Source organism: Pseudonocardia alni, from assembly GCF_002813375.1.
Classification (GTDB): domain Bacteria; phylum Actinomycetota; class Actinomycetes; order Mycobacteriales; family Pseudonocardiaceae; genus Pseudonocardia; species Pseudonocardia alni.
Genome location: NZ_PHUJ01000003.1, coordinates 790,365 through 813,469 on the forward strand (window position 1 = coordinate 790,365; position 23,105 = coordinate 813,469).

Sequence of the window (23,105 nt, forward strand, 5' to 3'; positions counted from 1 at the left end):
GTGAGCCGGTGCCGCCGGGGGCATGCGCTGTGGCGAGGCGCGCACGGCCTGTGATGCACCCGACTGGCGCAACGGGACCGTCCGGGGGGCTCGCGGCGTACACCCGGCGGTTCCCCGCCGGTAGTCCTCATGGGTAGCCCCGGGCGGCCCCGGACGTCAGTCTGAGGCCGTGTCGACTCCCGGACCCGCACCCGCCGTCCCCGGGCTGACCCCGGTCGCCCGCGTCCACGTCCTGCTCGACCCGCCGCTGGAGGTCGGACGGACCCCGTTCGGCCGGGAGCGGGAGATCCCCATCGTCGGCGGCACGGTCGCCGGACCCGGCCGCGACGGCGAGGGGCTGCACGGCGAGGTGCTCCGGGGCGGCGCCGACCGCCAGCGGGTGCTCGACGACGGCACCGCCGTGATCGACACCCGCTACACCGTGGCGCTGCGGTCGGGGCACCTGCTGCAGCTGGCGACGGCGGGCTACCGCACCGGCCCGGCCCCGGTCCTCGACGCGCTGCTCGCCGGGGAGCCGGTCGACCCGGCCCGCTACTACTTCCGGGTCGTCGTCGACGCCCGGACCGCCGACCCGGACCTGGCCTGGCTCAACACCGCGGTGCTCGTCGGCTCCGCGGTCCGCACCGCCGACGCGGTCGCCTACGACGCCTACCTCGTGACCTGAGGCGGGTGGGAACAACCGGGGGTGGGGGTGCATTGTGGTCGGCATGCCCCCCGTGACCCGAGGATTCGTCGGGCGCAGGCCGCGGGACCGGCGGCTGCCACCCGGCCAGTACGACGCCGGTGACCAGTGGCCGGTGCTGACCGCCGAGCGCGCCCCCACCCTGGACACCGCCCGCTGGACCTTCCGCATCGACGGCCTCGTCGAGCGCCCGGTCGAGTGGACCTGGGACGAGATCCGCGCCCTGCCCCGCGAACGCTGGGACGGCGACATCCACTGCGTCACCACCTGGTCGAAGTTCGGGATGCGCTGGAGCGGGGTCGCGGTCGACACGCTGCTGGAGGCCGCGGGGCCGCTGCCGGAGGCACGGTTCGCCGTCGCGCACTCGCACTCGGGCTACACCACCAACATGCCGCTGTCCGACCTCACCGGCGGCCGGGCGTGGCTGGCGTTCGAGGCGCAGGGCGCGCCGCTGACCCGCGAGCACGGCGGCCCGGCGCGGCTGCTCGTGCCGCACCTGTACTTCTGGAAGAGCGCGAAGTGGGTCGCCGGGCTGCGCCTGACCGCCGAGGACGAGCCCGGTTTCTGGGAGCGCAACGGCTACCACGACCGCGGCGACCCGTGGTCCGAGCAGCGCTTCCAGGGCGACTGACCGTGGACACCACCCCGGCCACCACCCCTCGCCGGACCCTGCGCTGGCAGACCGCGACCGTGCTGTCGGTGCACGACGAGGCCCCGGGGGTGCGGACGTTCCGGCTCGGCCTGGCCGAGCCCGCCACGCACCTGCCGGGCCAGTACTACGTGCTGCGCCTGACCGCCGAGGACGGCTACACCGCACAGCGCAGCTACTCGGTGGCCTCCGCTCCCGACGGGCGGCCGGAGATCGCGCTGACCGTCGAACGTCTCGACGACGGTGAGGTGTCGGAGTTTCTGCACGACGTCGTCGTGGTCGGGGACGTGCTGGAGGTCCGCGGCCCGGTCGGCGGCTGGTTCGCCTGGGACGGGGTCTCCCCCGCGCTGCTGGTCGGCGGCGGCTCCGGCCAGGTCCCGCTGGCCGCGATGCTGCGCCACGCCCGCGCCACCGGCCGTCCCGACCTGGTCCGGATGCTGGTCTCGGTCCGCACCCCCGACGACCTGTTCTACGGTGAGGAGCTCACCGGGCCCCCGGTCACCACGGTGTTCACCCGGACCGCCCCACCCGGCGCGGTCCGCCCGGCGGGCCGGCTCACCCTCGACGACCTGGCCCCGCTCGTCCGCGGCGGGGAGACCGCGTTCGTGTGCGGCTCCCCCGCCTTCGCCGCCGCCGCGGCCGACCTGCTCGCCGCCGCCGGGGTCCCCGACCACGCGATCCGGATCGAGCAGTTCGGCCCGACCGGGGCCTGACCCTGCGGCCCGTCGCGGGGGTGCGGCAGGATGACGCCGCCCCGCCCGCGCACCGCAGGAGCCGACAATGACCGTCACCCCCGCCGAGACGTCGTTCGCGAGCGGCGGGCTGCGCTGTGCGGCCTGGCACCTCGCCCCGGTCGGCGACGCGCTCGCGAACGACCGCGGCCGCCCCTGCGTGGTCATGGCGCACGGCTTCGGCGCCACCCGCGACTCCGGGCTGCTGCCCTTCGCGCAGCGTTTCGCCGCCGCGGGCTGCGCGGTGCTCGTGTTCGACTACCGCGGGTTCGGCGCCTCGGACGGCACCGGCGATCCCCGCCTGGACCAGGACGTCCACCACGGCAGGCACCGCGCCGACTACCACGCCGCGATCGCGCACGCCCGCACGCTGCCCGGCGTCGACCCCGAGCGGATCGTGCTGTGGGGCAGCTCGTACTCCGGCGGCCACGTCGTCCCGGTCGCCGCCCGCGACGGCCAGGTCGCCGCGGTGATCTCCCAGGGTGCGGCGATGGACGGGACCGCCGCGCTGCTGGAGATCCTGCGCTACGCCGGACCCGGACAGCTCGCCCGCCTCACCGGGCACGGGCTGCGCGACGCCGCCGCCGGGCTGCTCGGACGACCGCCGCACCGGATCGCGGTGTTCGGACCGCCCGGGTCGACCGCGGCGATCACCTCGCACGACGCCGAGAGCGGCTACTCCTCGATCACCGGGCCCGGGTTCCGCAACACCATGCGGGCCCGGGGCGCGCTGCGGATCCCGCTGAACCGCCCGGTGACGGCGGCGGCGCGACTGCGGGCGCCGATCCTCGTCGTCGTCGCGGCGCGGGACTCGATCGCGCCGCCGGCGTCGGTGCGCGCGGTGGCCGCGCGGGCCGGGGCGGGCTCGGAGGTCCTGGAGCTGCCGTGCGGGCACTTCGACATCTATCTCGGCGCGATGTTCGAGCGGTCCGTGACCGCACAGGTGGACTTCCTGCGCCGCACGCTCGCCGTCGCCTGACTGGGCCGGACGGAGGACCCGCAGACCCCGGCTGGGGTAGCACCATCTGTGAGCGGCCACACTCCGTAAAACTGAGCACCTATCGCTTACTCGCTCGCCGTAACGGGCCCCCGCCCCCGTGGCGATGTCACGGGGGACCACGGCGGCCTCACCGGTCCGTACCCCTGAACCCACAGGGTGCTCCCCCGCCGGACCGGAGGAAGCGTTCCGTCGCCGTGTAGGGAGATGACGGCACGTGACGATGTCCCCGCCCCGCGCGGGGGTCGCCGTGGCGCGCCCGGCCCCGGCCGGTGCGCCCGCGCGACACCCGGACCGCCTGCACCGGTTCTTCGAGGCCACGGTCGCCCGGACCCCGCGGGCGGTCGCGCTGCAGGACGGCGGCCTGGAGCTGACCTACACCGAGCTGGACGCGCGCGCGAACCAGCTCGCCCGCCACCTGGCCGGGCTCGGCGCGGGCCCGGGCCGGCGCGTGGGGATCCTGCTGCACCGGACCTGGCGGACCTACGCGGTGCTGCTGGCGATCGGCAAGACCGGCGCCGCGTTCGTCCCGATCGACCCGGCGGCCCCGGCGGACCGGGTCGGCTACATCCGCGACGACGCCGGGCTGGACCTGCTGGTCACCACCTCGGACCTGGCGGGTGAGCTGCCCACGCCCGGGCTGGTGCTGCTCGACACCTGCGTCGACGCCGTCGCCGCGCTCCCCCGTCACCCGCTCGCCCCGGTCGCCCCCGACCCGGACCCGGCGCCGCTGGCGTACATCATCTACACCTCGGGCTCCAGTGGGCGGCCCAAGGGCGTCGCGATCGCCCACCCGAGCATCTGCAACTTCGTGCACGTCATCACCCGCGTCTACGACGTCCGCCCGCACGACCGCGTCCACCAGGGCATGACGATCTCCTTCGACTTCTCGATCGAGGAGATCTGGCCGACCTTCGCGGCCGGGGCGACGCTCGTCGTCGGGCCGACGGACTCGCGCCGGATCGGCGCGGAGCTGGGCGACTTCCTCGCCGACACCGGTGTCACCGTGCTGTGCTGCGTGCCGACCCTGCTGGCGACCATCCCGCGGGAGCTGCCCGCGCTGCGCACCCTGCTCGTCGGCGGCGAGGCCTGTCCGGCCGGGCTGGTGGAGCGCTGGGCGCGCCCCGGGCGGCGGATGCTCAACACCTACGGCCCCACCGAGACCACCGTGACCTGCACCTGGGGCGAGCTGCACCCGGGGAAGCCGGTCACGATCGGGCGTCCGGTGCCGACCTACTCCGCGGTGATCCTCGACGACACCCTGCGCGAGGTCCCCCGCGGTCAGGTCGGCGAACTCTGCATCGGCGGGCCCGGGGTCGGCATCGGCTACGTCAACCTGCCGGAGAAGACCGCCGACCGGTTCGTCCACCACCCCGCGGCGCCGGCTGACGGCGACGGGCGGCTCTACCGCACCGGTGACCTCGCCCGGTTCGACGAGCACGGCGAGATCGTCTACCTGGGCCGCGCCGACGACGAGGTCAAGATCCGCGGGCACCGCGTCGACCTGGGCGAGATCGAGACCGTCGCGCTGGAGCACGCCGACGTGGAGAGCGCCGTGGCCGCGGTCGCGAGGACCGACGACGGCACGGGTGAGGAGCTCACCGTCTACGTCGTCCCGGCCGCCGGGCCGGGCGGGCCGGGCGGGCCGGTGGACCGGGCGGCGCTGCACGAGCTGCTGCGGACCCGGCTGCCCGAGTACATGGTGCCGGGCTACCTCGAGGTGCTCGACGCGCTGCCGATGATGCCCAGCGGCAAGGTCGACCGGCCGAGGCTGCCGGCCCCGTCCGGGCCGCGGATCGTGGTGACCCACGGCCCGCACGTCGAGCCGTCGACGGAGCTGGAGACCGGGGTCCGGGCGGTGCTCGCCGAGGTGCTGGCGCTCGACGCCGGCCAGGTCTCGGTCACCGCCGACTTCTTCGACGAGCTCGGCGGGCACTCGCTGCTCGCCGCGCGGCTGGTGACCCTGCTGCGCGAGCGCGGCGTCGGCCGCTCCCCCGCGGTGCGCGACCTGTACGAGCACCCGACGGTCCGCGGCCTGGCCGCGGCACTGGACCCCGACGCGGCGGGCGACGGCGGCGACGGCTCCGTGCCCCCGCCACCGCGCCCCGAGCCGCTGCGCCACTCGCGGCGCCGCTACTCCGCCGCCGGGACCACGCAGGGCGCCGCGCTGTTCGTGCTGATGCTGGTCATGACCCTGCCCGCGGCCGGGGTGTACGCCTGGCACGGCGGCCGGGTCGCCCCGGACGTGCTGGCCCAGCTCGCCCTCGGCGCCACCGCGATCTTCCTGCTGCAGCGTTGGCTGCTCGCCCCGCTCGCGGTGCGCGCGCTCACCGCCCGGGTCGCACCCGGCCGCTACCCCATGTGGGGACGGGTGCACCTGCGCCTGTGGGCCGCGGACCTGCTGCTGTCGATGTCACCGCTGCCGGTGCTGTCCGGCGGTCCGCTCGCCCCGGCCTACCTGCGGATGCTCGGCGCCACCGTGGGCCGCGACGTGCACCTGGGCACCTCGGTGCTGTCGATGCCCGCGCTGCTGCGGATCGGCGACGGCGCCACCGTCGGCTACGGCGCCGCGCTGCGGCCCTGGACGCTGGCCGACGGCTGGGTGACCGTCGCCCCGATCGCGGTCGGCGAGGGCGCCCACGTCGGCGCCAGCGCGGTCGTCGAACCGGGTGCGGTGGTCGGCGCGGACGCCGTCGTCGGGGAGCAGTCCGCGCTCGCCGCGGACCAGGTGGTGCCGCCCGCCGAGCACTGGGCCGGGTCCCCCGCGGTGCCCGACGCCGCCGACGCCGCGGTCGCCGAGCTGACCGAACGCGGCCCGGCACCGTCCTGGACGCGGCCGCAGCGGGCGGCCGCGCTGGCCGGGATCGTCGCGCTGGAGCTGGTGTCGCTGCTGGCGCTCGTCCCGGCGGTGCTGCTGGTGTGGTCGTCGCTGCTGCTGTTCGGCGACGGCCCCGCCCTGCTCGTCGCGGCCCTGGTCGGGCCGGTGTTCGTGGTGACGGTGTGCGTACTGGTGGCCGTCGGCCGGTGGGCCGTCGCGCCCCGCACCGGGCCCGGGGTCTTCCCGGCGCGCTCCGCGCTGGGGCTGCGCAAGTGGTTCGGCGACACGCTGCTCGAGATGAGCCTGAGCTACACCAACTCGCTGTACTCGACGCTCTACACGGTCGGCTGGTTGCGGCTGCTCGGCGCCCGGATCGGGCGCGGCGCGGAGGTGTCCACCGCCTCGCACATCGACCCGGAGATGCTGACGATCTCCCAGGGCAGCTTCGTCGCGGACATGGCGAGCGTGGGCAGCGCGACCTTCCACAACGGCTGGATGGTCCGCCGTCCGACGCTGGTGGGGCGGCGCGCGTTCGTCGGGAACGCCGCCGTCGTCCCGGCCGGGTCGACGCTCGGCGACGAGTCGCTGATCGGCGTCGCGACGGTGCCCCCGGCGTCGGGCGTGCCGCACGACACCACCTGGCTGGGGTCCCCGGCGATGCACCTGCCGGTGCGCCAGGACTCCGGGGACCACCCGGAGTCGCTGACGTTCGCGCCCTCACGGCGCCGCGTCGCGGAGCGGCTCGGCATCGAGTTCCTCCGGGCCACGCTGCCCGCCTCGGCGATCTCGGTGTCGATCTACCTGTTCCTGCAGGGGCTGTCCGGCGTGGCCCGCACCGGCGCCGCGTGGCAGGTCGTGCTCGCGGCACCGCTGCTGGCGCTCGCCTCGGCGCTCGCGCTGGTCCTGCTGGTCGCCGCGGTGAAGTGGCTGGTCGTGGGTACCTACCGGCCGCGGACCGAGCCGCTGTGGAGCCGGTTCGTGCGCCGCTCGGAGTTCGTCACCGGACTCTACGAGGCCTCCGCGGTGCCCGGGCTGCTGAGCATGCTGTCCGGGACCCCGTTGCTGCCGCCGATGCTGCGGCTGCTCGGCGCCCGGATCGGGCGGCGGACCTGCGTGTCGACGACCTACCTCACCGAGTACGACCTGGTGGAGATCGGGGACGACGCCGTCGTCGGGCGGGACGTGTCGCTGCAGACCCACCTGTTCGAGGACCGGGTCATGAAGATGTCGACGGTGTCGGTCGCGGACGGCGCGTCGGTCGGGGACCGGGCGATCGTGCTCTACGACGCCGTGGTCGGCGCCGGGGCGCGGCTCGACCCGCTGTCGCTGGTGATGAAGGGCGAGCACCTGCCGCCCGGCTCCCGGTACCGGGGCATCACCGCCCGCGCGGTGCCCGACGCCGCACCGGCCGACGCGGCACCGGCCGTGCCGCCTGCCGTGCCGCCCGCCGTGCAGCCCGCCGCGGCGCCGGAGACCGTGGCCGGGACCGTGCGGGTCGCGGCCGTCGACCCGGAGCGCACGATGGTCCTCACCCGGGTGCAGGGGACCGACGATCCGGGCCGCACGCTGCGGATGCGCTCGGTCCTGGCCGGGCGCCAGGCCCCGCGCCGCGGCAGCACCGGCCGGCACCGCGCGGGTGCCGCCGGCTCGGCCGGTGCCCCCGGGACCGGGCCCGCCGGCGCCGGACACGACCGCCGTGCCCCCGCCCGGCCGGGCAGCACGCCCCGTGCGCGGCACCGCCACGCCGCCGCGGGCCACGACGATGGCGCCGGCGCGGTCGTCGGTGCGGGCGACGGGGGAGCGACCACCGGAGCAGGTACCGCCGCACGCGTCCCGGTCCCCGCGGCGCGGTCCGCGGAACGCACCGCACGGACCCTCCCCGCCGTGCCGCCCCGGCCGGGACCGGGGACGGCCCCGCCCCCGGTGCCGCAGCCGCGCGACCACCGTCCCGCCCGCTCCGGTCCGGGCCCGCGGTGAGCCTGTTCGGGCGGCTGCTCGGCCGCCGCGGCCCGGCCCCCTCCGCCGGCGACCGCCCGGTGGCGCTGGTCTACCGCGGACCGGCGTCGCGGCCGACGGGGTGCGCGGAGTCGGTGGCGGCGCTGCTGGCGTCCTCGCGGCACGGGTTCGACGTGCACTACACCGGCCCGCGCGAACGGCTCCCGCTCACCGCGGACACCCTCGCCCGCGCGACGCTCTACGCCCAGCCCGGCGGCGGCACCCTGTCCGCGGCGTGGCGCACGATGCGGCCCGCGGCCGGCCCGCTGCGCGACTGGGTCGGTGACGGCGGCCGCTACCTCGGGTTCTGCCTGGGCGGCTACCTGGCCGGGGCCACCCCCGGGTTCGGCCTGCTGCCCGGCGACACCGACCGCTGGATCGACTCCCCCGGCGCCACCGTCGGCCACGACGGCGACGCCCTGGTCCGGCTCGACTGGCGCGGCCGCGACCGCACCCTGTTCTTCCAGGACGGCCCGCACTTCCTGCTCGACTCCGGCACCGTCCTCGCCCGCTACCCCGACGGGCTCGTCGCCGCCGCCGTGACCCCGTTCGGGCACGGCCGGGTCGGCGTCGTCGGCCCGCATCCCGAGGCCGGACCCGACTGGTTCGCCGACGCCGGGCTGCCCCCGGCCGACGCCCGCGACCTCGGGCACCAGCTGATCGACGAGGTTCTGACATGACCCGACCGCAACCGCCCGGCACCCACCGCCGCGGCGCCGACCGCCCCGCGCCGCCCCGTCCACCGGCGCCCGCCCTCGTCCCCGTACCGGGCGCGCCCCGGCGGACCGGCACCGGCACCCACCGCGCCCCGGAGGGACGGCCGGACGCCGCCGCCGCCCGGACCGCGAGCCGGCCGCGCCGGCCGTCCGGTCCGCCCGGCACCGCGCCCGCGACGACCGTCGCCGTCCCGGCCCCCCGCACCGCGGGTCCCCCGGGTGCCCCGTCGGCACCCGCGCGGCCCCCGCACGCCGCGTCCGCACCACCGGACACCACGGAGACCACCACCGTGCTCCCGGCCACCACCCGGGCCACGCCCGCCCCGGACCCGGTTCCCCCGGCCGCGCCGGAACCCGCGCCGCCCCGCGAGCGCGCCTCGCGCCTGCTCGGCGTCGACGCCACCCGCGGGGTCGCGCTGCTCGGCATCATCGCCGTGCACGCCCTCGTCGAGGCCACCGACGACGGCACCCCCACGCCCAGCTACCTCGTGTTCGGCGGCCGCTCCGCGGCGCTGTTCGCCGTCCTCGCCGGGGTCTCGTTCGCGTTCATGACCGGACGCGCCCGGGTCCGCACCGGCCCCGACCTGCGCGCCGCGGCGGCGATGCTCGCCACCCGCGCCGGTGTCCTCATGGTGCTGGCACTGGCCCTGAGCTGGACCGACCCGTCGATCGCGGCGCTCATCCTCCCCTACTACGCGATCGCATTCCTGCTCGCGATACCGCTGGTCGCGCTGCCGACCCGGGTCCTCGCGCCGCTCGCGGTGCTGCTGGGTCTCGGGATACCGGTCGGATCGCACCTGGTACGCCCGTTCCTGCCGGTGCCCGACCTCGGCAACCCCTCGGTGCTCGACCTCGTCACCGACCCCGGCGCGCTGCTGTCGGAGCTGACCCTGACCGGCGCCTACCCGGCGGTGGTCTGGCTCGCCTACATGGCGGCCGGGATCGTGGTCGGACGGCTGCGGCTCTCGGACCGGCGCACGGCGGCGGCGCTGCTGGCCGGCGGCGTCGTCGCGGCGGCGGCGGCCACCGGGCTGTCGATGTGGCTGCTCGGCCCGGGCGGCGGGTACGCCGCGATCGCCGCGGTGAGCCCGCCGGAGATCCTCGACAGCGCGCCGACGATCGCCGATGCCGTCACCGGCTACCCCGACGGCGTCACCCCCACCTCGACGTGGTGGTGGCTGGCGACCGTCGCGCCGCACTCGGGCACGCCGCTCGACGTCGTCCAGACCACCGGGTCCGCACTCGCCGTGCTCGGCGCGGTCCTGCTCCTGGCCTCGGTCACCGTCCGCGGCGCCGGTCCGCTGCTGGGTCACCTGCTGCGCCCGCTCGCCGCAGCCGGGTCGATGACGCTGACCCTCTACCTCGGCTCGATCCTGTTCATGAACTCCCCGCTCGACGACCTGGGCCCCTGGGAGGGCTACCTCTGGCAGATCGCCGTCGCGGTCGGGATCGGGCTCGCCTGGCGGCGCGCGGTCGGGCGCGGTCCCCTCGAGACCGTCGTGTCGGCGCCCGCGCACGCCGTCCGGGACCGGCTCCGCGGCCGGGCCCGCGATCGGGTGGCGTAGCCGGGCGGTGCCGCACGCCGGTCGCCGCCCGTGCGCACCGCGGCTAGCCTCGCCCTCATGATCGACCTGACCCGGCGGCGCCGGGCCCTCGTCGGCGTCGCCGTCGTCCTGGCCGTGCTGGGGGGCTGCGCGGCCGGCGTGCCGCAGGTCGAGCGGGCGGCCCCGTGGCCGCAGCGCCCGGTCGTCGACGCGTCGCTGGACCTCGCCCCGGACCTGTCCTCGGCCACCGGCCGCCAGACCGTCCGCTTCACCCCCGACGCCCGGATCTGCGAGCTGGTCTTCCGGCTCTGGACCAACCGGCCGACCGTCGTCTCCGACGGCGGCTCGTCCCGGGTCACCGACGCGAGCGTCGACGGCACCCCGGTCACCCCGCGCACCGAGCAGGCGGGCGCCCCGGACGGCGCGCCCGGCACGCTCGTCGAGCTGCCGCTGCCGTCCTGCGCCGACGCGGGCACCACCGTCACCGCGCAGCTCGGGTTCACCCTCACCCTCGGCGAGGACTCCACCGAACGCATCGGGCACTCCCCGTCGGCGGGCACCGCCTGGCTCGGCAGTCCGCTGCCGGTGCTGGACTGGGTCCGCGGCCGCGGCTGGGTCCGCACCCCCGCGGTGCGGATGTCCGGCGAGACCGTCGTCGCCGAGGACTACCGGCTCGCCTCGCTCGCCGTCACCGCGGCGGCGGACCAGCAGGTCGTCGGGGTCGGGACGGCCACCGGCACCCGCGACGCCGGCGGCGGGCGGCTCACCCGCACCTTCGCCGCCGACGCGGTCCGCGACGTCGCGGTCGCCGTCGGCGCCTACGAGGTCACCGAGTCCACGGTCGGCGCCACGAGGGTGCACGTCGCGCTGCCCACCGCGGGCCGCGCCGGCGCCCGGCGCGGCGGTGAGCTCCGCGGCTCCGCGCAGGACTGGCAGGGCGAGGTCGCCCGCTTCCTGCCCGCCCTGGAACGGCTCCTGGGGCCCTACCCGTACCCGGACCTGTGGCTGACGGTCGTGCCCACCCAGAGCGACGGCGTCGAGTTCCCGACCCACCTGCAGTTCGGCGACGTCGACGACGCCACCCGCCCGTCGCTGGCCGCGCACGAGATCGCCCACTCCTGGTTCTACGCGCTGGTCGGCAACGACCAGGCCCGCGACCCGTGGTTGGACGAGGCGTTCGCGACCTGGGCCCAGGCCCTGGTGGCCGACCAGCGCGACCTGTACCGGATCGGCAGCTTCGGGCCCGGCGACGTCGCGGGCCCGATCGGCGCACCCATGTCGTTCTGGGACTCCCGCGGCGGGTTCACCGACCTCGTCGACGGCGTCTACGACCAGGGTGCCGCCGCGCTGTTCGCGGGTCGCGACGCCGTCGGCGCGCAGCGGTTCGACGCCGCGGCCCGCGCCTACGTCGAGGCGAACGCACACCGCGTCGCCGCCCCGGCCGACGTCGAACGGGCCTTCGCCGACCTGCCGGAGGTGCTCGACGTGCTGCGCGAGCACGGCGCCTTCGACCCGCGCACCGGCGGCTGAGCACCTCCGCGGCGACCCGCGTGTCCAGGGCCACCGGGCCCGGCCCCCCACTGATCTTCTACTTACGGTAGAACTACTACTGGACGTAGAACTTCGCTCGGGAGGTCCGGATGGACGCGCTCGACCTGGCCCGCTGGCAGTTCGGGATCACCACGATCTACCACTTCCTGTTCGTGCCGCTGACCATCGGCCTGTCGGTGATCGTCGCGTCGCTGCAGACCGCCTGGTTCCGCACGGGCCGGGAGGAGTACCTGCGCGCCACCACGTTCTTCGGGAAGCTGTTCCTGATCAACTTCGCGATGGGCGTGGTCACCGGGATCGTGCAGGAGTTCCAGTTCGGGATGAACTGGAGCGCCTACTCCACCTTCGTCGGCGACGTGTTCGGCGCACCGCTGGCGATGGAGGCGCTCATCGCCTTCTTCCTGGAGTCCACCTTCATCGGGCTGTGGATCTTCGGATGGGACCGGCTGCGGAAAGGCGTGCACCTGGCCTGCATCTGGGCCGCGGCGATCGGGTCCAACCTCTCGGCGTACTTCATCCTCGCGGCGAACGCGTGGATGCGGAACCCGGTCGGCTACGAGGTCGACCGCGCCACCGGACGGGCCCGGCTCACCGACATCGGCGCCGTGCTGACCAACCCGCAGGCCTGGTCGACCTACACCCACGTCGTCGCCGCGGCGTTCCTGATCGCGGGGCTGTTCGTCGCCGCGGTGAGCTCCTGGAAGCTGATGCGCGAACGCTGGAGCCGTCCCGGTGACGCGACGCCGCACCCGGGCGAGCACGCGCTGTTCCGGAAGACCCTGCGCACCGGGTTCCTCGTCACCCTCGTGGCCGGGGTGCTGGTCATCGCCTCCGGTGACCACCAGGCCAAGCTGGCCGCCACCTACGAGCCGATGAAGCTCGCCTCGGCCGAGGCGCTGTGGCAGACCGAGGAGTCGGCCGGGTTCTCGCTGTTCGCCGTCGGCGACGTCCAGGGCAGCCGCAACCACGTCAACGTGCAGATCCCCGGGGTCCTGAGCTTCCTGGCCACCGGCAGCCCGTGGGGCCCGGTGCAGGGCATCGAGAACGTGCAGGCGCAGTACGAGGCGCTCTACGGGCCCGGGGACTACCGGCCCAACATCGCCGTCCTCTACTGGGCGTTCCGGCTGATGATGGGCCTCGGCCTGGCCGGGGTCGCGGTCGCGACGGCCGGGCTCTGGCTGACCCGCGGCGGCCGGCTGCCCGGCTTCACCCGCGACGGCGCACCGGCTCCGGCCGGGCGGCTCCAGCGGTGGGCCTACCGGGGTGTGGTCGCCGCGCTGCCCGCGGCGCTGGCGGGGAACATCGCCGGCTGGGTGCTGACCGAGATGGGCCGCCAGCCCTGGACGGTGCACGGCGAGCTGCTCACCGCGCAGAGCGTGTCCCCCGGCGTGAGCCTGGGCCAGGTCGCGTTCTCCCTGGCCGCGTTCACCGCGCTCTACGGGATCCTCGCCGTCGTCGAGGTGCGGCTGCTGTTCCGCTACGTCGCCGCCGGACCCGCCGCCCCCGCGGCCCCGCCCGGCGACGCCGACGACGCCGACCCCGCCGACACCGACGCCGAGCGCCGCCCCGCGGCGTTCAGCTACTGACCCCGGAGGGACGACGATGGACCTGCCCACGATCTGGTTCCTGGCCGTGGCCGTGCTCTGGACCGGCTACCTGGTGCTCGAGGGGTTCGACTTCGGCGTCGGGATGCTGGTCCGCGTCCTGGGCCGCGACGAGGAGGACGACCGCGAGGCCGCCCTCGGCGCGATCGGCCCGGTGTGGGACGGCAACGAGGTGTGGCTGATCGCCGCCGTCGGCGCGATGTTCGCCGCGTTCCCCGCCTGGTACGCCGCCATGCTGTCGGGCCTCTACCTGCCGGTGCTGCTGGTCCTGCTGGGCCTGATCGTGCGCGGGGTCGGGCTGGAGTACCGGCACAAGCGCGCCGACGCGCCGTGGAAGGCCCGCTGGGACCTGCTGATCGGTCTCGGGTCGCTGGTGCCGGCGTTCGTGTGGGGCATGGTCCTCGCGAACCTGGTCCGTGGCCTGCCCACCGTGCTCAGTGCCCCGGGCAGCGGGCAGAACACCGTGGTCACCGCGTCGCTCGGGGACCTGCTGAACGGCTACGCGTTGCTCGGCGGCGTCGTCACCACGGCGCTGTTCCTGCTGCACGGCGCGGTGTTCCTGGCACTGAAGACCGACGGGCCGGTGCGGTACCGGGCGCGGCGGTTCGCGCTGCGCGCGGTGGCCCCGGTGCTGCTGGTGACCGTCGCGTTCCTGGCCGCGACGCTCGCGCTGCGCGAGCCGTCCTGGACCACCACGGTCGCCTGGCTCGCCGGCGCGGCCCTCGCCGCGGCCGGGGTGGCGCTGCTGGCCGGCCGCGAGGGGTGGGCGTTCACCGCCACCGCGCTCGCGATCGGCGGGCTGTCGGTCGTGCTGTTCGGCCAGCTGTACCCGACGCTGCTGCCCTCGACGACCGACCCCGCGCACACCCTGACCGTCGCGAACGCGGCGTCCGCGCCGTACACGCTCGGCGTCATGTCCTGGATCGCGGCCGTGTTCCTGCCGCTGGTGCTCGGCTACCAGTCCTGGAGCTACTGGGTGTTCCGCCGCCGCCTCGGCGGGGCGCGGGTCGCCCCGGCCGGGACCTCCGACACTGGTGACACCGCGGTACCGGCTCCACGATGACGACCATGTCCACCCCGTCCGCCACCGCCGGGGCGCCGCCCGCGGGCGGCCCGCCGGTCGACCCCCGGCTGCTGCGCACCGCGAGCGCGGTCCGGGTGCACCTGGCCGTCGCCGCGGTCTGCGGGGTCGCCGCGACCGGGCTGATCCTCGCCCAGGCCTGGCTGGTGTCGCGGGTGGTGGCCGGGGCGACGCCGTCGTTCGGCCTCGACGGAGCACGCACCGGGCCGGGCGCCGGGCTCGACACCCTGGCCTGGCTCGTCGGGGGCGTCGCCGTCGTCGCGGTGGCGCGGGCGCTGCTGTCCTACGGCGCGGAGTCCGCGGCGCTGCGCAGCGCCGCCCGCGCCAAGTCCCAGCTGCGGATGCAGCTCGTGCGCCGGCTCGCGCTCGCCGCGCCGGACCCGCGGCGGTCCTCCGGCGAGATCGTCACCCTGGCCACCCGCGGCCTCGACGCCCTCGACGACTACTTCGCCCGCTACCTGCCCCAGCTGGTGCTCGCGGTACTGGTCCCGGTCGCGGTGCTGGTCGTCGTCGCCGACGCGGACTGGATCTCCGCGGTCGTCATCGCGGTCACGCTCCCGCTGATCCCGCTGTTCATGGCCCTGGTCGGGATGCACACCCGGGCCCGCACCGACCGCCAGTGGCGGCTGCTGTCCCGTCTCGGCGGGCACTTCCTCGACGTCGTGCAGGGGCTGCCGACGCTCGCGCTGTTCCGCCGTGCGCAGGTCGTCGCGGGCAAGGTCCGGGAGACGACCGACGCCCACCGGCACGCCATGACCGGCACCCTGCGGGTCGCGTTCCTGTCCGCGTTCGTGCTGGAGGTCCTCGCGACGCTCGCCGTCGCCCTGGTCGCGGTCGAGGTCGGGCTGCGGCTGCTCTACGGGAACCTCGACTACGCCACCGCGCTGTTCGTGCTGGTCCTGGCCCCGGAGGCCTACCTGCCGCTGCGCGAGGTCGGTGCCCGGTTCCACGCCAGCATGGAGGGCGTCGCCGCGGCCCGGCAGGTGTTCGCCGAGCTGGACCGCCCGGCCGGCGGCGCGCCCGGCGGGACCGCACCGGTGCCGGCGGCCGACCCGGCCGGCCGCGGCCTGACCGTCGCCGGGCTGCGGGTGCGCTACCCCGGCGCGGACGCCGACGCCGTCGCCGGGCTGTCGCTGGGCCTCGCCCCCGGGGAGACGGTGCTGCTGCGCGGCCCGTCCGGGGCCGGGAAGTCCACCCTGCTCGGCGTGCTGCTCGGCATGGTCGCCCCGACCGGCGGCACCGTCACCGTGCACGGCCGCGACGGCACCGGCGCCGACCTCGCGGACCTGGACCTCGACGCCTGGCGCCGCGGGGTGGCCTGGGTGCCGCAGCAGCCGCACCTGTTCGCCGACACCGTCGCCGCCAACGTCCGGCTCGGCGCCGGGCGGGAACACGCGGGCGTCACCGACGACGCCGTGCGGGCGGCCGCACGCCGGGCCGGGCTCGACGCCGTCGTCGCCCGGCTGCCGCACGGCTGGGACACCGTGCTCGGCGAGGGCGGCGCGCAGCTGTCGTCGGGCGAGCGGCAGCGGGTCGCGCTGGCCAGGGCGTTCCTGCGCGACGCCCCGCTGGTCCTGCTCGACGAGCCGACCGCGCACCTCGACCCCGACTCCGCCGACGCGGTCCGCAGCGCGGCCGCCGAGCTGCTCCGCGGGCGCACCGCGGTCGTCGTCGCGCACGACGCGGGCTGGGCCGAGCACACCGACCGCACCGTCACGATCACCCCGGTCGCGACGACACCCGCCGGACGTCCGCGATGAGCCCCTGGTCGCTCGCCCGCAGCGTGCTGGCGCCCCGGCTGCGCGGCGTCGTCGGCGGGGCGCTGCTCGGCGCGCTCGCCACCGCCTGCGGCGCCGGGCTGCTGTCGCTGGCCGCCTGGCTGCTCGCCACCGCCGCCCAGCACCCGTCGGTGACGGCGCTGTCGGTCGCCGTCGTGCTGACCCGTGCCCTCGGCGTCGGACGCGGGGTGGCCCGCTACGCCGAGCGGCTGGTCGGGCACGACGCCGCGCTGCGCGCGCTGTCGGACATGCGCGGCCGCGTCTACGCCCGGCTCGCCGCCACCGAGCCGGTGCGCCGGTTCCGGTCCGGCGAGCTGGTCGCCCGGCTGGTCGGCGACACCGACTCGGTGCAGGACCTGGTGGTGCGCGGGGTGCTGCCGGTCGTCGCAGCCGGGGTCGCCGGGTCCGGTGCGGTGCTGCTCGCCACCGCGCTGTACGTCCCCGGCGGGGCGCTGCTCGCCGCCGGGCTGCTGCTCGCCGGCGTCGCGGTGCCCGCCCTCGCCGCGACGCTGTCGCGGCGGCCCGCCGAGCGCGCCGGTGTCGCACGGGACCGGCTCGCGACCGCCCTGGTCGACCTGCTCGACGGCGGCCCGGAACTGCTGGCCCACGGCGCGACCGGCCACGCCGTCGACGCGGTCGCCCGCGCCGACGCCGAGCTGACCCGCACCGCCCGCCGCGATGCCGCGCTGCTCGGCCTCGGCGCGGGGTCCGGCGCCCTGGTCGCCGGGCTCACCCTGGCCGGGACGCTGCTGCTGGGCGTCGCCGCCGTCGACGCCGGCACCCTGGGCGCGGTCCCGCTGGCCGTGCTGGTGCTGACCGCACTGGCCGCGTTCGAGATCGTCGCGCCGCTGCCGGCCGCCGCGGCGCGGCTCGCCGCGGTCCGCGCCGGGCTGGCCCGGCTGGTGCCGGTGCTCGACGCCGCACCCGCCGTCGTGCACCGCGCCCCGGGGCCGGGGCCGCTGCCGCGCCGCGGCGACCTGCAGGTCCGCGGGCTCACCGCCGCCTGGCCCGGGCCGGGACCGGACGGGCGCGGCCGCACCGTCCTGCACGGGGCGGACCTCGACGTCGGACGCGGGGAGGTCGTGGCGCTGGTCGGTGCCAGCGGGTCGGGCAAGTCGACGCTGGCCGCGGTGCTGTTCCGGTTCCTCGACCCGCGCGCGGGGTCGGTCCGGCTCGACGGGCACGACCTGGCCCTGCGCCCGCCCGACGAGGTCCGTGCGGTGGTCTCCGGGGTACCCGCCGACCCGCACGTGTTCGACTCGACGGTCCGGGAGAACCTGCGCGTGGCCGCCCCCGACGCCGACGACGCCCACCTCATCGACGTCCTGCACCGGGTCGGACTCACCGGCCTGGCCCTCGACGACGAGGTCGGCGCACACGGCGCCCGGCTCTCGGGCGGGATGCGCCGACGGCTCGCGCTGGCCCGCGCGCTGCTCGTCGACCCCGCGGTGCTGGTGCTCGACGAGCCCACCGCGCACCTCGACCCGGACACCCGCGACGCCGTCCTCGACGACCTGCTCGCCGCCGCGGCGGGCCGGGCCGTGCTGGTCATCACCCACGACCCGGCGGTGCTGCCGCGGGCCGACCGGGTGTACACGCTGCGCGACAAGAGGGTTCACCTGCGCAGCGGGGCTGCGTGCGGCCCTCACGAACCGCGGCCCTACTCTGCTCCGAACGTCCGATAGCGGGCCCCGGCCGGCTCCGGGCGTTCGCGAGGTTCTCTCAGTCGGGTCACAGGAGCCCCCTGACACGCTGGGAGCACCTCGCCGGGACACCGTCCCGCGCAGGAGTGCAGGAGTCAGTACGAGCCCGCGCGCGCCACGGCATCCGCCCGGCGCCGCGTCCGGTCAGAACGTGAGGTCACCAGCCCGTGCGAGCGTCACGCCGTCCCTCCCCGACGACGTCCGGACCGAGGTCCCCGTCGCGGACCCCCCGGTTCCGTCCCGGCCTGCGCCGGACCCCGGCCCTGGCCCTGCTGCTCGCGGGGGTCCTGGCCCTCGCCGCCTGCACCTCGGGGACCGGCGGCACCACCACCGGTGACACCGTGCCGTCGTCGGCGCTGGAGGCATCGGCGAAGGCCGTCGACCTGAACGGCTGGCGCTGGGAGGAGCAGCCGGGCCCGATGGAGATCGGGGTGACCCACACCCAGGACAGCCTCGACGACACCGAGCCCGCGCAGGCCCGCCAGCGCGGCGTCGACATCCTGTCGAGCCTCGGGCAGGAGTACCAGAACCACCACCTCATGGGCTTCGGCACGCTGAACCCCGAGCCCCGGCCCGGCGAGTTCGAGTGGGGCTCGCTGGACCGCCGGATGCAGCTCACCGAGGAGACCGGCGGCAAGGCGATGCTGACGCTCTGCTGCTCCCCGGACTGGATGAAGGGCGCGCCGCGCGACAGCGGCGCCACCCGCTGGGACCGGCTCGAGAAGGCACCGCTGCCCGAGCACTTCGCCGATTTCGCCAACCTCGCCCGTGAGGCCGTGCAGCGGTACCCGCAGGTCGACCGCGTCCTGGTGTGGAACGAGCTCAAGGGCTTCTACAACCAGGCCGAGAACCGCTGGGACTACGAGGGCTACACGAACTTCTACAACCAGGTGTACCAGGCGGTGAAGTCCGTCCGGCCCGACGTCCAGGTCGGGGGCCCGTACGTCGTGATGAGCAGCGTGCCGGTCGACTCGGGCGACGCCTCGGCCATCCGCGGCCCCTGGGGCGCGCTCGACCAGCGGCCGCTCGACGTCCTGGACTACTGGCTGAAGAACAACGTCGGGGCGGACTTCATCGTCGTCGACGGCTCCACCACCAACCGCGGCCAGCAGGACGCGATCTCACCGGTCGACGTCGGCGCCGAGAAGTTCTCGGTGATCGACCGCTGGATCCAGGAACGGACGCAGCTCCCGATCTGGTGGGCCGAGTTCTACGCCAACGTCCCCGCCGACGCCCAGGCCGGTTTCGCCTCCCCCGCCAGCGCGGTCTCGACGATCGCCGCCCTGCAGGCGATGGCCCGCTCCGGCACCCAGGGCTCGCTGCTGTGGGGCCCCGAGGGCAGCAACTCGCTCGAGTACTCCTCGCTGTGGACCCCGGCGACCGAGGAGAACGGCGGTCAGCCGACCCCGCTGACCGAGGCGTGGCGCTGGCTGGTGCCCAGGCTCCGTGAGGGCACCGTCGAGCTGGGCCGGGCGACCGACGGCTCGTCGCTGGGTGGTTTCCGCGCGGCGGACGGCTCGGTGCTGCTCGTCAACTTCTCCGCGGACGCCGTGCCGGTCTCCGGCCAGGACGACATCCCCGGCTGGGCGATCGTGCCGATGACCAGCAGTTCCTGACCCCCGCGACGACCGACGGGCCGGCACCGCAGCAGCGGAGCCGGCCCGTTCGTCGTGGGTGGGTCAGGCCTTCGGGCCACCGGCCACGTAGATGACCTGGCCGCTGACGAACGACGAGCGCTCGTCGACGAAGAACGACACGGTCTGGGCGATGTCCTCGGGCGCGCCGGGGCGCTGCACCGGGATCTCCTTGGCCCGGGCGGCCTTGAACTCCTCCCAGTCCACGCCGATCCGCTCGGCGGTCGCCTTGGTCATCTCCGAGGCGATGAAGCCGGGGGCGATGCAGTTCGCGGTGACGCCGAACTTGCCGAGCTCGATCGCGAGGGTCTTGGTGAAGCCCTGCATGCCGGCCTTCGCCGCGGAGTAGTTCGCCTGGCCGCGGTTGCCCAGCGCCGAGGTCGAGGAGAGGTTCACGACCCGGCCCCAGGCGGCGTCGACCATGTGCTTCTGCACCGCGCGGGTCATCAGGAACGCACCGCGCAGGTGCACGCCCATGACCGCGTCCCAGTCGTCGACGGTCATCTTGAACAGCAGGTTGTCCTTGGTGATACCGGCGTTGTTGATCAGCACCGTCGGGGCGCCGAGGCGCTCGGTGACCGCATCGACGGCCGCGGCGACGGCCTGCTCGTCGGCGACGTCCGCACCGAACGCGGCCGCGGTCCCGCCGGCGGACTCGATGGCCTCGACGGTGGCCTTCGCGGCCGACTCCTCCAGGTCCAGCACCGCGACCTTGTGCCCGTCGGCGGCGAGCCGGATCGCGGTGGCGGCCCCGATGCCGCGCGCCCCACCGGTCACGACGGCGGTCCTCTGCTGCTGGGTCATGTCTCTCCTCGCTGATCGACGGTGATCTCCGGGTGTCTCCCGCCGCCGATCGTGTCACCACCTACCGCAGAGTCACATCGCGGCCCGTGCGACATCGCTCACCCCCGTTCGGAGGCGCCGGGTGCACTAGCGTCGAGGTGTCCGTTCCCGACCAGGAAGGATTTTCATGGCCGTCGAGCGTTCCGAACCGACCTACCGGCTTGCTCTGCCGGAACCCACGACCTCGTTCGAGCAGGACGCGGAGTACTGCGTGCTGGACCTCGGACACGGGTGGACCGAGTACCGCTTCCACGACTACGACGAACTCTTCAAGATCCCGGGCCTCTACGAGAAGCTGTTCTACGACATCCTGCAGTGCCAGTCCCCGGCCGTGGTGGCCGGTGCGCTGGCCGAGCAGCTCGACGCCGTCGGCGTCGACCCGTCCGGGCTGCGGGTCCTCGACGTCGGCGCCGGCAACGGCATTGTCGCCGAGGAGCTGCGTGCCCGCGGCGTCGGCAAGGTGGTCGGGATCGACATCCTCCCCGAGGCCCGCGAGGCCGCCGAACGGGACCGCCCGGGGGTCTACGACGACTACCACGTCGTGGACCTCACCGACCTGGACGAGGAGACCACCGAGACCATCGCCGCGGGCGGTTTCGACGCCCTGACCTGCGTCGCCGCGCTCGGCTTCGGCGACATCCCGCCCGCGGCGTTCCGCGCCGCGTTCGACATGGTCGCGGTCGACGGCTTCGTCGCGATCACCCTGCGGGACGACTTCCTGAGCGACGGCGACACCTCCGGGTTCGCCGGTCTCATCTCCTCGATGCTGGCCTCCGGCGAGCTCGAGGAGCTCGGGTCGACCGTCTACCGGCACCGGCTCGCGACCAGTCGCGACCCGCTGCTCTACCGGGCCGTCGTGGCCCGTAAGCGCCGCCCGCGCGGCTGACCCCGCGCGTTCGCACCGGTCCGCGACGCGTCGGCCGGTGCGAACGCGCCGCGGCGAGATCTTCCGGACATTTCGGGTTAGGTTAGCCTCGGTTATTGTCCCGATGTGCATCGACGACTGATCCTCCTGCTGGCCCTCGTGGGCCTGCTCACCGCCTGTACGACCGGCGGTCCCGGCCCGACGGACGCCCCGTCCACCGCCGACGGCGCGTTCCCCGTCCGCATAGACCACGCCTTCGGCGCCGCGGAGATCCCCGCCCGCCCGCAGCGGGTCGTCGCCCTCGGCGTCACCGACGCCGACCCCGTCCTCGCCCTGGGTGTGACCCCGGTCGCCGTCGCCTCCTACACCTTCTACCAGGAGACCGGCGGGCTGGGTCCGTGGGCCCGCGGGCTCGTGCAGGGTGAGGCGCCGCAGGTCCTCACCGAGCCCGAGCCGAACCTGGAACGGATCGCCGCGCTGCGCCCGGACGTGATCATCGCGCTGTCCTCGGGCATCGACCGGGCCGCCTACGACCGGCTGACCGCGATCGCGCCGGTCGTCGCCCGTCCCGCGGGCTCCATCGCGTTCGGGGTGAGCCGCACCGACCAGATGCGCGCCGTCGCGACCGCGCTGGGCGAGACCGCTCGCGGCGAGGAGCTGATCCGGACCGCCGACGCCGCGTTCGCCGACGCCGTCACCGCCCACCCCGAGTTCCGCGGGAAGGTCGGGGCGACGGTGCTGCCCTTCGACGGCACGTACGGCGCCTTCACCGCCGCCGACGCCCGCGGCCAGTTCATGACCGGTCTCGGTTTCGCGCAGCCACCGGCCATCGCCGAGCGCGACGACCGGCAGAGCTTCTACGTCGAGGTCTCCTCCGAGCAGGCCGGCCTGCTCGACGGCGACGTGCTGGTGATGCTGGCCGACGAGGGCGCCGCGAAGCAGCAGGTCGACTCCGACCCGGTCCTGCGCCAGATCCCGGTCGTGGCCCGCGGCGACATGGTCGTGCCCGACGCCGACACCCGCGGGGCGATGACCTACAACAGCGTGCTGTCCGCGCCGTACGCCCTGGAGCGGCTCGTCCCGCAGCTCGCCGAGAAGCTCGCCGGCTGATCCGGGTTAGGGTCGCGGCGTGACTCTGATGGAGCGGTTCCGACTGGACGGCCGGGTCGCCGTCGTCACCGGTGCGTCGTCCGGCCTCGGTGTGGCCTTCGCGAAGGGCCTCGCCGAGGCCGGTGCGGACCTCGTACTGGGCGCGCGGCGGGTCGACAGGCTGGCCGACACGGTGGCCCTGGTGGAGGCGGCGGGCCGGCGCGCGGTCGCCGTCGCCACCGACGTGGCGAAGCCCGAGGACTGCCGGGCGCTGGCGCAGGCCGCCGTCGACGAGTTCGGCCGGCTCGACGTGCTGGTCAACAACGCCGGGATCGGCACCGCCGTCCCGGCCCTGAAGGAGACCCCGGAGCAGTTCACCGGGGTCGTCGACGTCAACCTCAACGGCTCGTACTGGATGGCGCAGGCCTGCGCGGCGCACATGGGCGCCGGGTCCAGCATCGTCAACATCTCCTCGGTGCTGGGGCTCACCACCGCGTCGCTGCCGCAGGCGGCGTACTCGGCGTCGAAGGCCGCCATCGTCGGACTCACCCGGGACCTGGCCCAGCAGTGGACCGGCCGCCGGGGCATCCGGGTCAACGCGGTCGCGCCCGGGTTCTTCGCCTCGGAGATGACCGACCAGTACCAGGACGGCTACCTGGAGCGGATGACCGAGCGGATCCCGATGGGCCGCAAGGGCGACCCGGAGGAGCTCACGGCGGCGGTGCTGTTCCTCGCCTCCGAGGCCGGTGGCTACGTCACCGGCCAGACCTGGGCCGTCGACGGCGGCATCACGATCACCTGACCGACCGACCGGCCCGGGGGCGC

17 protein-coding genes are annotated in these 23,105 nt (G+C 75.7%); 16 read left to right on the forward strand and 1 reads right to left on the reverse strand.

What is annotated here, in order from left to right:
- Positions 1-169: 169 nt before the first annotated feature.
- The 13 genes from ATL51_RS04865 to ATL51_RS04925 all read left to right on the forward strand — a co-directional run bounded on the left by ATL51_RS04865 (position 170) and on the right by ATL51_RS04925 (position 19,465).
- The gene (locus tag ATL51_RS04865; RefSeq protein WP_100877793.1) at positions 170-664 is read left to right on the forward strand and encodes a DUF3237 domain-containing protein; all 495 of its coding nucleotides are present in this window, start codon (positions 170-172) and stop codon (positions 662-664) included.
- A gap of 43 nt (positions 665-707) precedes the next feature.
- Positions 708-1,313, forward strand: a complete 606-nt coding sequence (locus ATL51_RS04870; RefSeq protein ID WP_100880487.1) for a sulfite oxidase-like oxidoreductase — start codon at positions 708-710, stop codon at positions 1,311-1,313.
- Between the two features lie 2 nt (positions 1,314-1,315).
- On the forward strand, positions 1,316-2,044 hold the full coding sequence (locus ATL51_RS04875) for an FAD-binding oxidoreductase (RefSeq protein ID WP_100877794.1): 729 nt from the start codon (positions 1,316-1,318) through the stop codon (positions 2,042-2,044).
- Positions 2,045-2,111: 67 nt separating this feature from the next.
- Positions 2,112-3,041: an alpha/beta hydrolase gene (locus ATL51_RS04880; protein ID WP_100877795.1), complete on the forward strand. Its 930-nt coding sequence runs from the start codon at positions 2,112-2,114 to the stop codon at positions 3,039-3,041.
- A gap of 241 nt (positions 3,042-3,282) precedes the next feature.
- Positions 3,283-7,854 carry a Pls/PosA family non-ribosomal peptide synthetase gene (locus ATL51_RS04885; protein ID WP_301549233.1) on the forward strand — a complete coding sequence of 1,524 codons (4,572 nt, stop codon included), beginning with the start codon at positions 3,283-3,285 and terminating at the stop codon, positions 7,852-7,854.
- Positions 7,851-8,552, forward strand: a complete 702-nt coding sequence (locus ATL51_RS04890) for a BPL-N domain-containing protein (protein WP_301548893.1) — start codon at positions 7,851-7,853, stop codon at positions 8,550-8,552. Before ATL51_RS04885 ends, ATL51_RS04890 begins: the two co-directional genes overlap by 4 nt.
- Positions 8,549-10,153: a heparan-alpha-glucosaminide N-acetyltransferase domain-containing protein gene (locus ATL51_RS04895; RefSeq protein WP_100877796.1), complete on the forward strand. Its 1,605-nt coding sequence runs from the start codon at positions 8,549-8,551 to the stop codon at positions 10,151-10,153. Before ATL51_RS04890 ends, ATL51_RS04895 begins: the two co-directional genes overlap by 4 nt.
- 57 nt (positions 10,154-10,210) lie before the next feature.
- Positions 10,211-11,662, forward strand: a complete 1,452-nt coding sequence (locus ATL51_RS04900) for a M1 family aminopeptidase (RefSeq protein WP_301548894.1) — start codon at positions 10,211-10,213, stop codon at positions 11,660-11,662.
- Between the two features lie 110 nt (positions 11,663-11,772).
- A complete protein-coding gene (locus tag ATL51_RS04905; protein ID WP_100877797.1) occupies positions 11,773-13,269 on the forward strand; it encodes a cytochrome ubiquinol oxidase subunit I in 1,497 nt (498 codons plus the stop codon).
- 16 nt (positions 13,270-13,285) lie between these two features.
- The gene (gene cydB, locus ATL51_RS04910; RefSeq protein ID WP_100877798.1) at positions 13,286-14,350 is read left to right on the forward strand and encodes a cytochrome d ubiquinol oxidase subunit II; all 1,065 of its coding nucleotides are present in this window, start codon (positions 13,286-13,288) and stop codon (positions 14,348-14,350) included.
- Between the two features lie 5 nt (positions 14,351-14,355).
- Entirely contained in the window at positions 14,356-16,128 is a 1,773-nt protein-coding gene (gene cydD, locus ATL51_RS04915) for a thiol reductant ABC exporter subunit CydD (RefSeq protein WP_100877799.1), read from the forward strand.
- Positions 16,125-17,831 carry a thiol reductant ABC exporter subunit CydC gene (gene cydC / locus ATL51_RS04920; protein WP_100877800.1) on the forward strand — a complete coding sequence of 569 codons (1,707 nt, stop codon included), beginning with the start codon at positions 16,125-16,127 and terminating at the stop codon, positions 17,829-17,831. Before cydD ends, cydC begins: the two co-directional genes overlap by 4 nt.
- Before the next feature lie 185 nt (positions 17,832-18,016).
- Positions 18,017-19,465 (forward strand): GH39 family glycosyl hydrolase, encoded by a 1,449-nt coding sequence (locus tag ATL51_RS04925; protein ID WP_100877801.1) that lies wholly within the window; start codon positions 18,017-18,019, stop codon positions 19,463-19,465.
- 63 nt (positions 19,466-19,528) lie between these two features.
- Here the strand turns inward: ATL51_RS04925 and fabG are convergent, their stop codons facing one another.
- A complete protein-coding gene (gene fabG / locus ATL51_RS04930; protein WP_100877802.1) occupies positions 19,529-20,287 on the reverse strand; it encodes a 3-oxoacyl-ACP reductase FabG in 759 nt (252 codons plus the stop codon).
- Positions 20,288-20,453: 166 nt separating this feature from the next.
- On the opposite strand from fabG, the gene ATL51_RS04935 reads away from it, so the two are divergent.
- The 3 genes from ATL51_RS04935 to ATL51_RS04945 all read left to right on the forward strand — a co-directional run bounded on the left by ATL51_RS04935 (position 20,454) and on the right by ATL51_RS04945 (position 23,082).
- A complete protein-coding gene (locus ATL51_RS04935) occupies positions 20,454-21,212 on the forward strand; it encodes a class I SAM-dependent DNA methyltransferase (RefSeq protein WP_100877803.1) in 759 nt (252 codons plus the stop codon).
- A 249-nt stretch (positions 21,213-21,461) separates the two neighbouring features.
- Entirely contained in the window at positions 21,462-22,301 is an 840-nt protein-coding gene (locus ATL51_RS04940; RefSeq protein WP_376772712.1) for an iron-siderophore ABC transporter substrate-binding protein, read from the forward strand.
- Between the two features lie 28 nt (positions 22,302-22,329).
- The gene (locus ATL51_RS04945) at positions 22,330-23,082 is read left to right on the forward strand and encodes an SDR family NAD(P)-dependent oxidoreductase (protein WP_202417911.1); all 753 of its coding nucleotides are present in this window, start codon (positions 22,330-22,332) and stop codon (positions 23,080-23,082) included.
- The last annotated feature ends 23 nt before the right edge of the window (positions 23,083-23,105 follow it).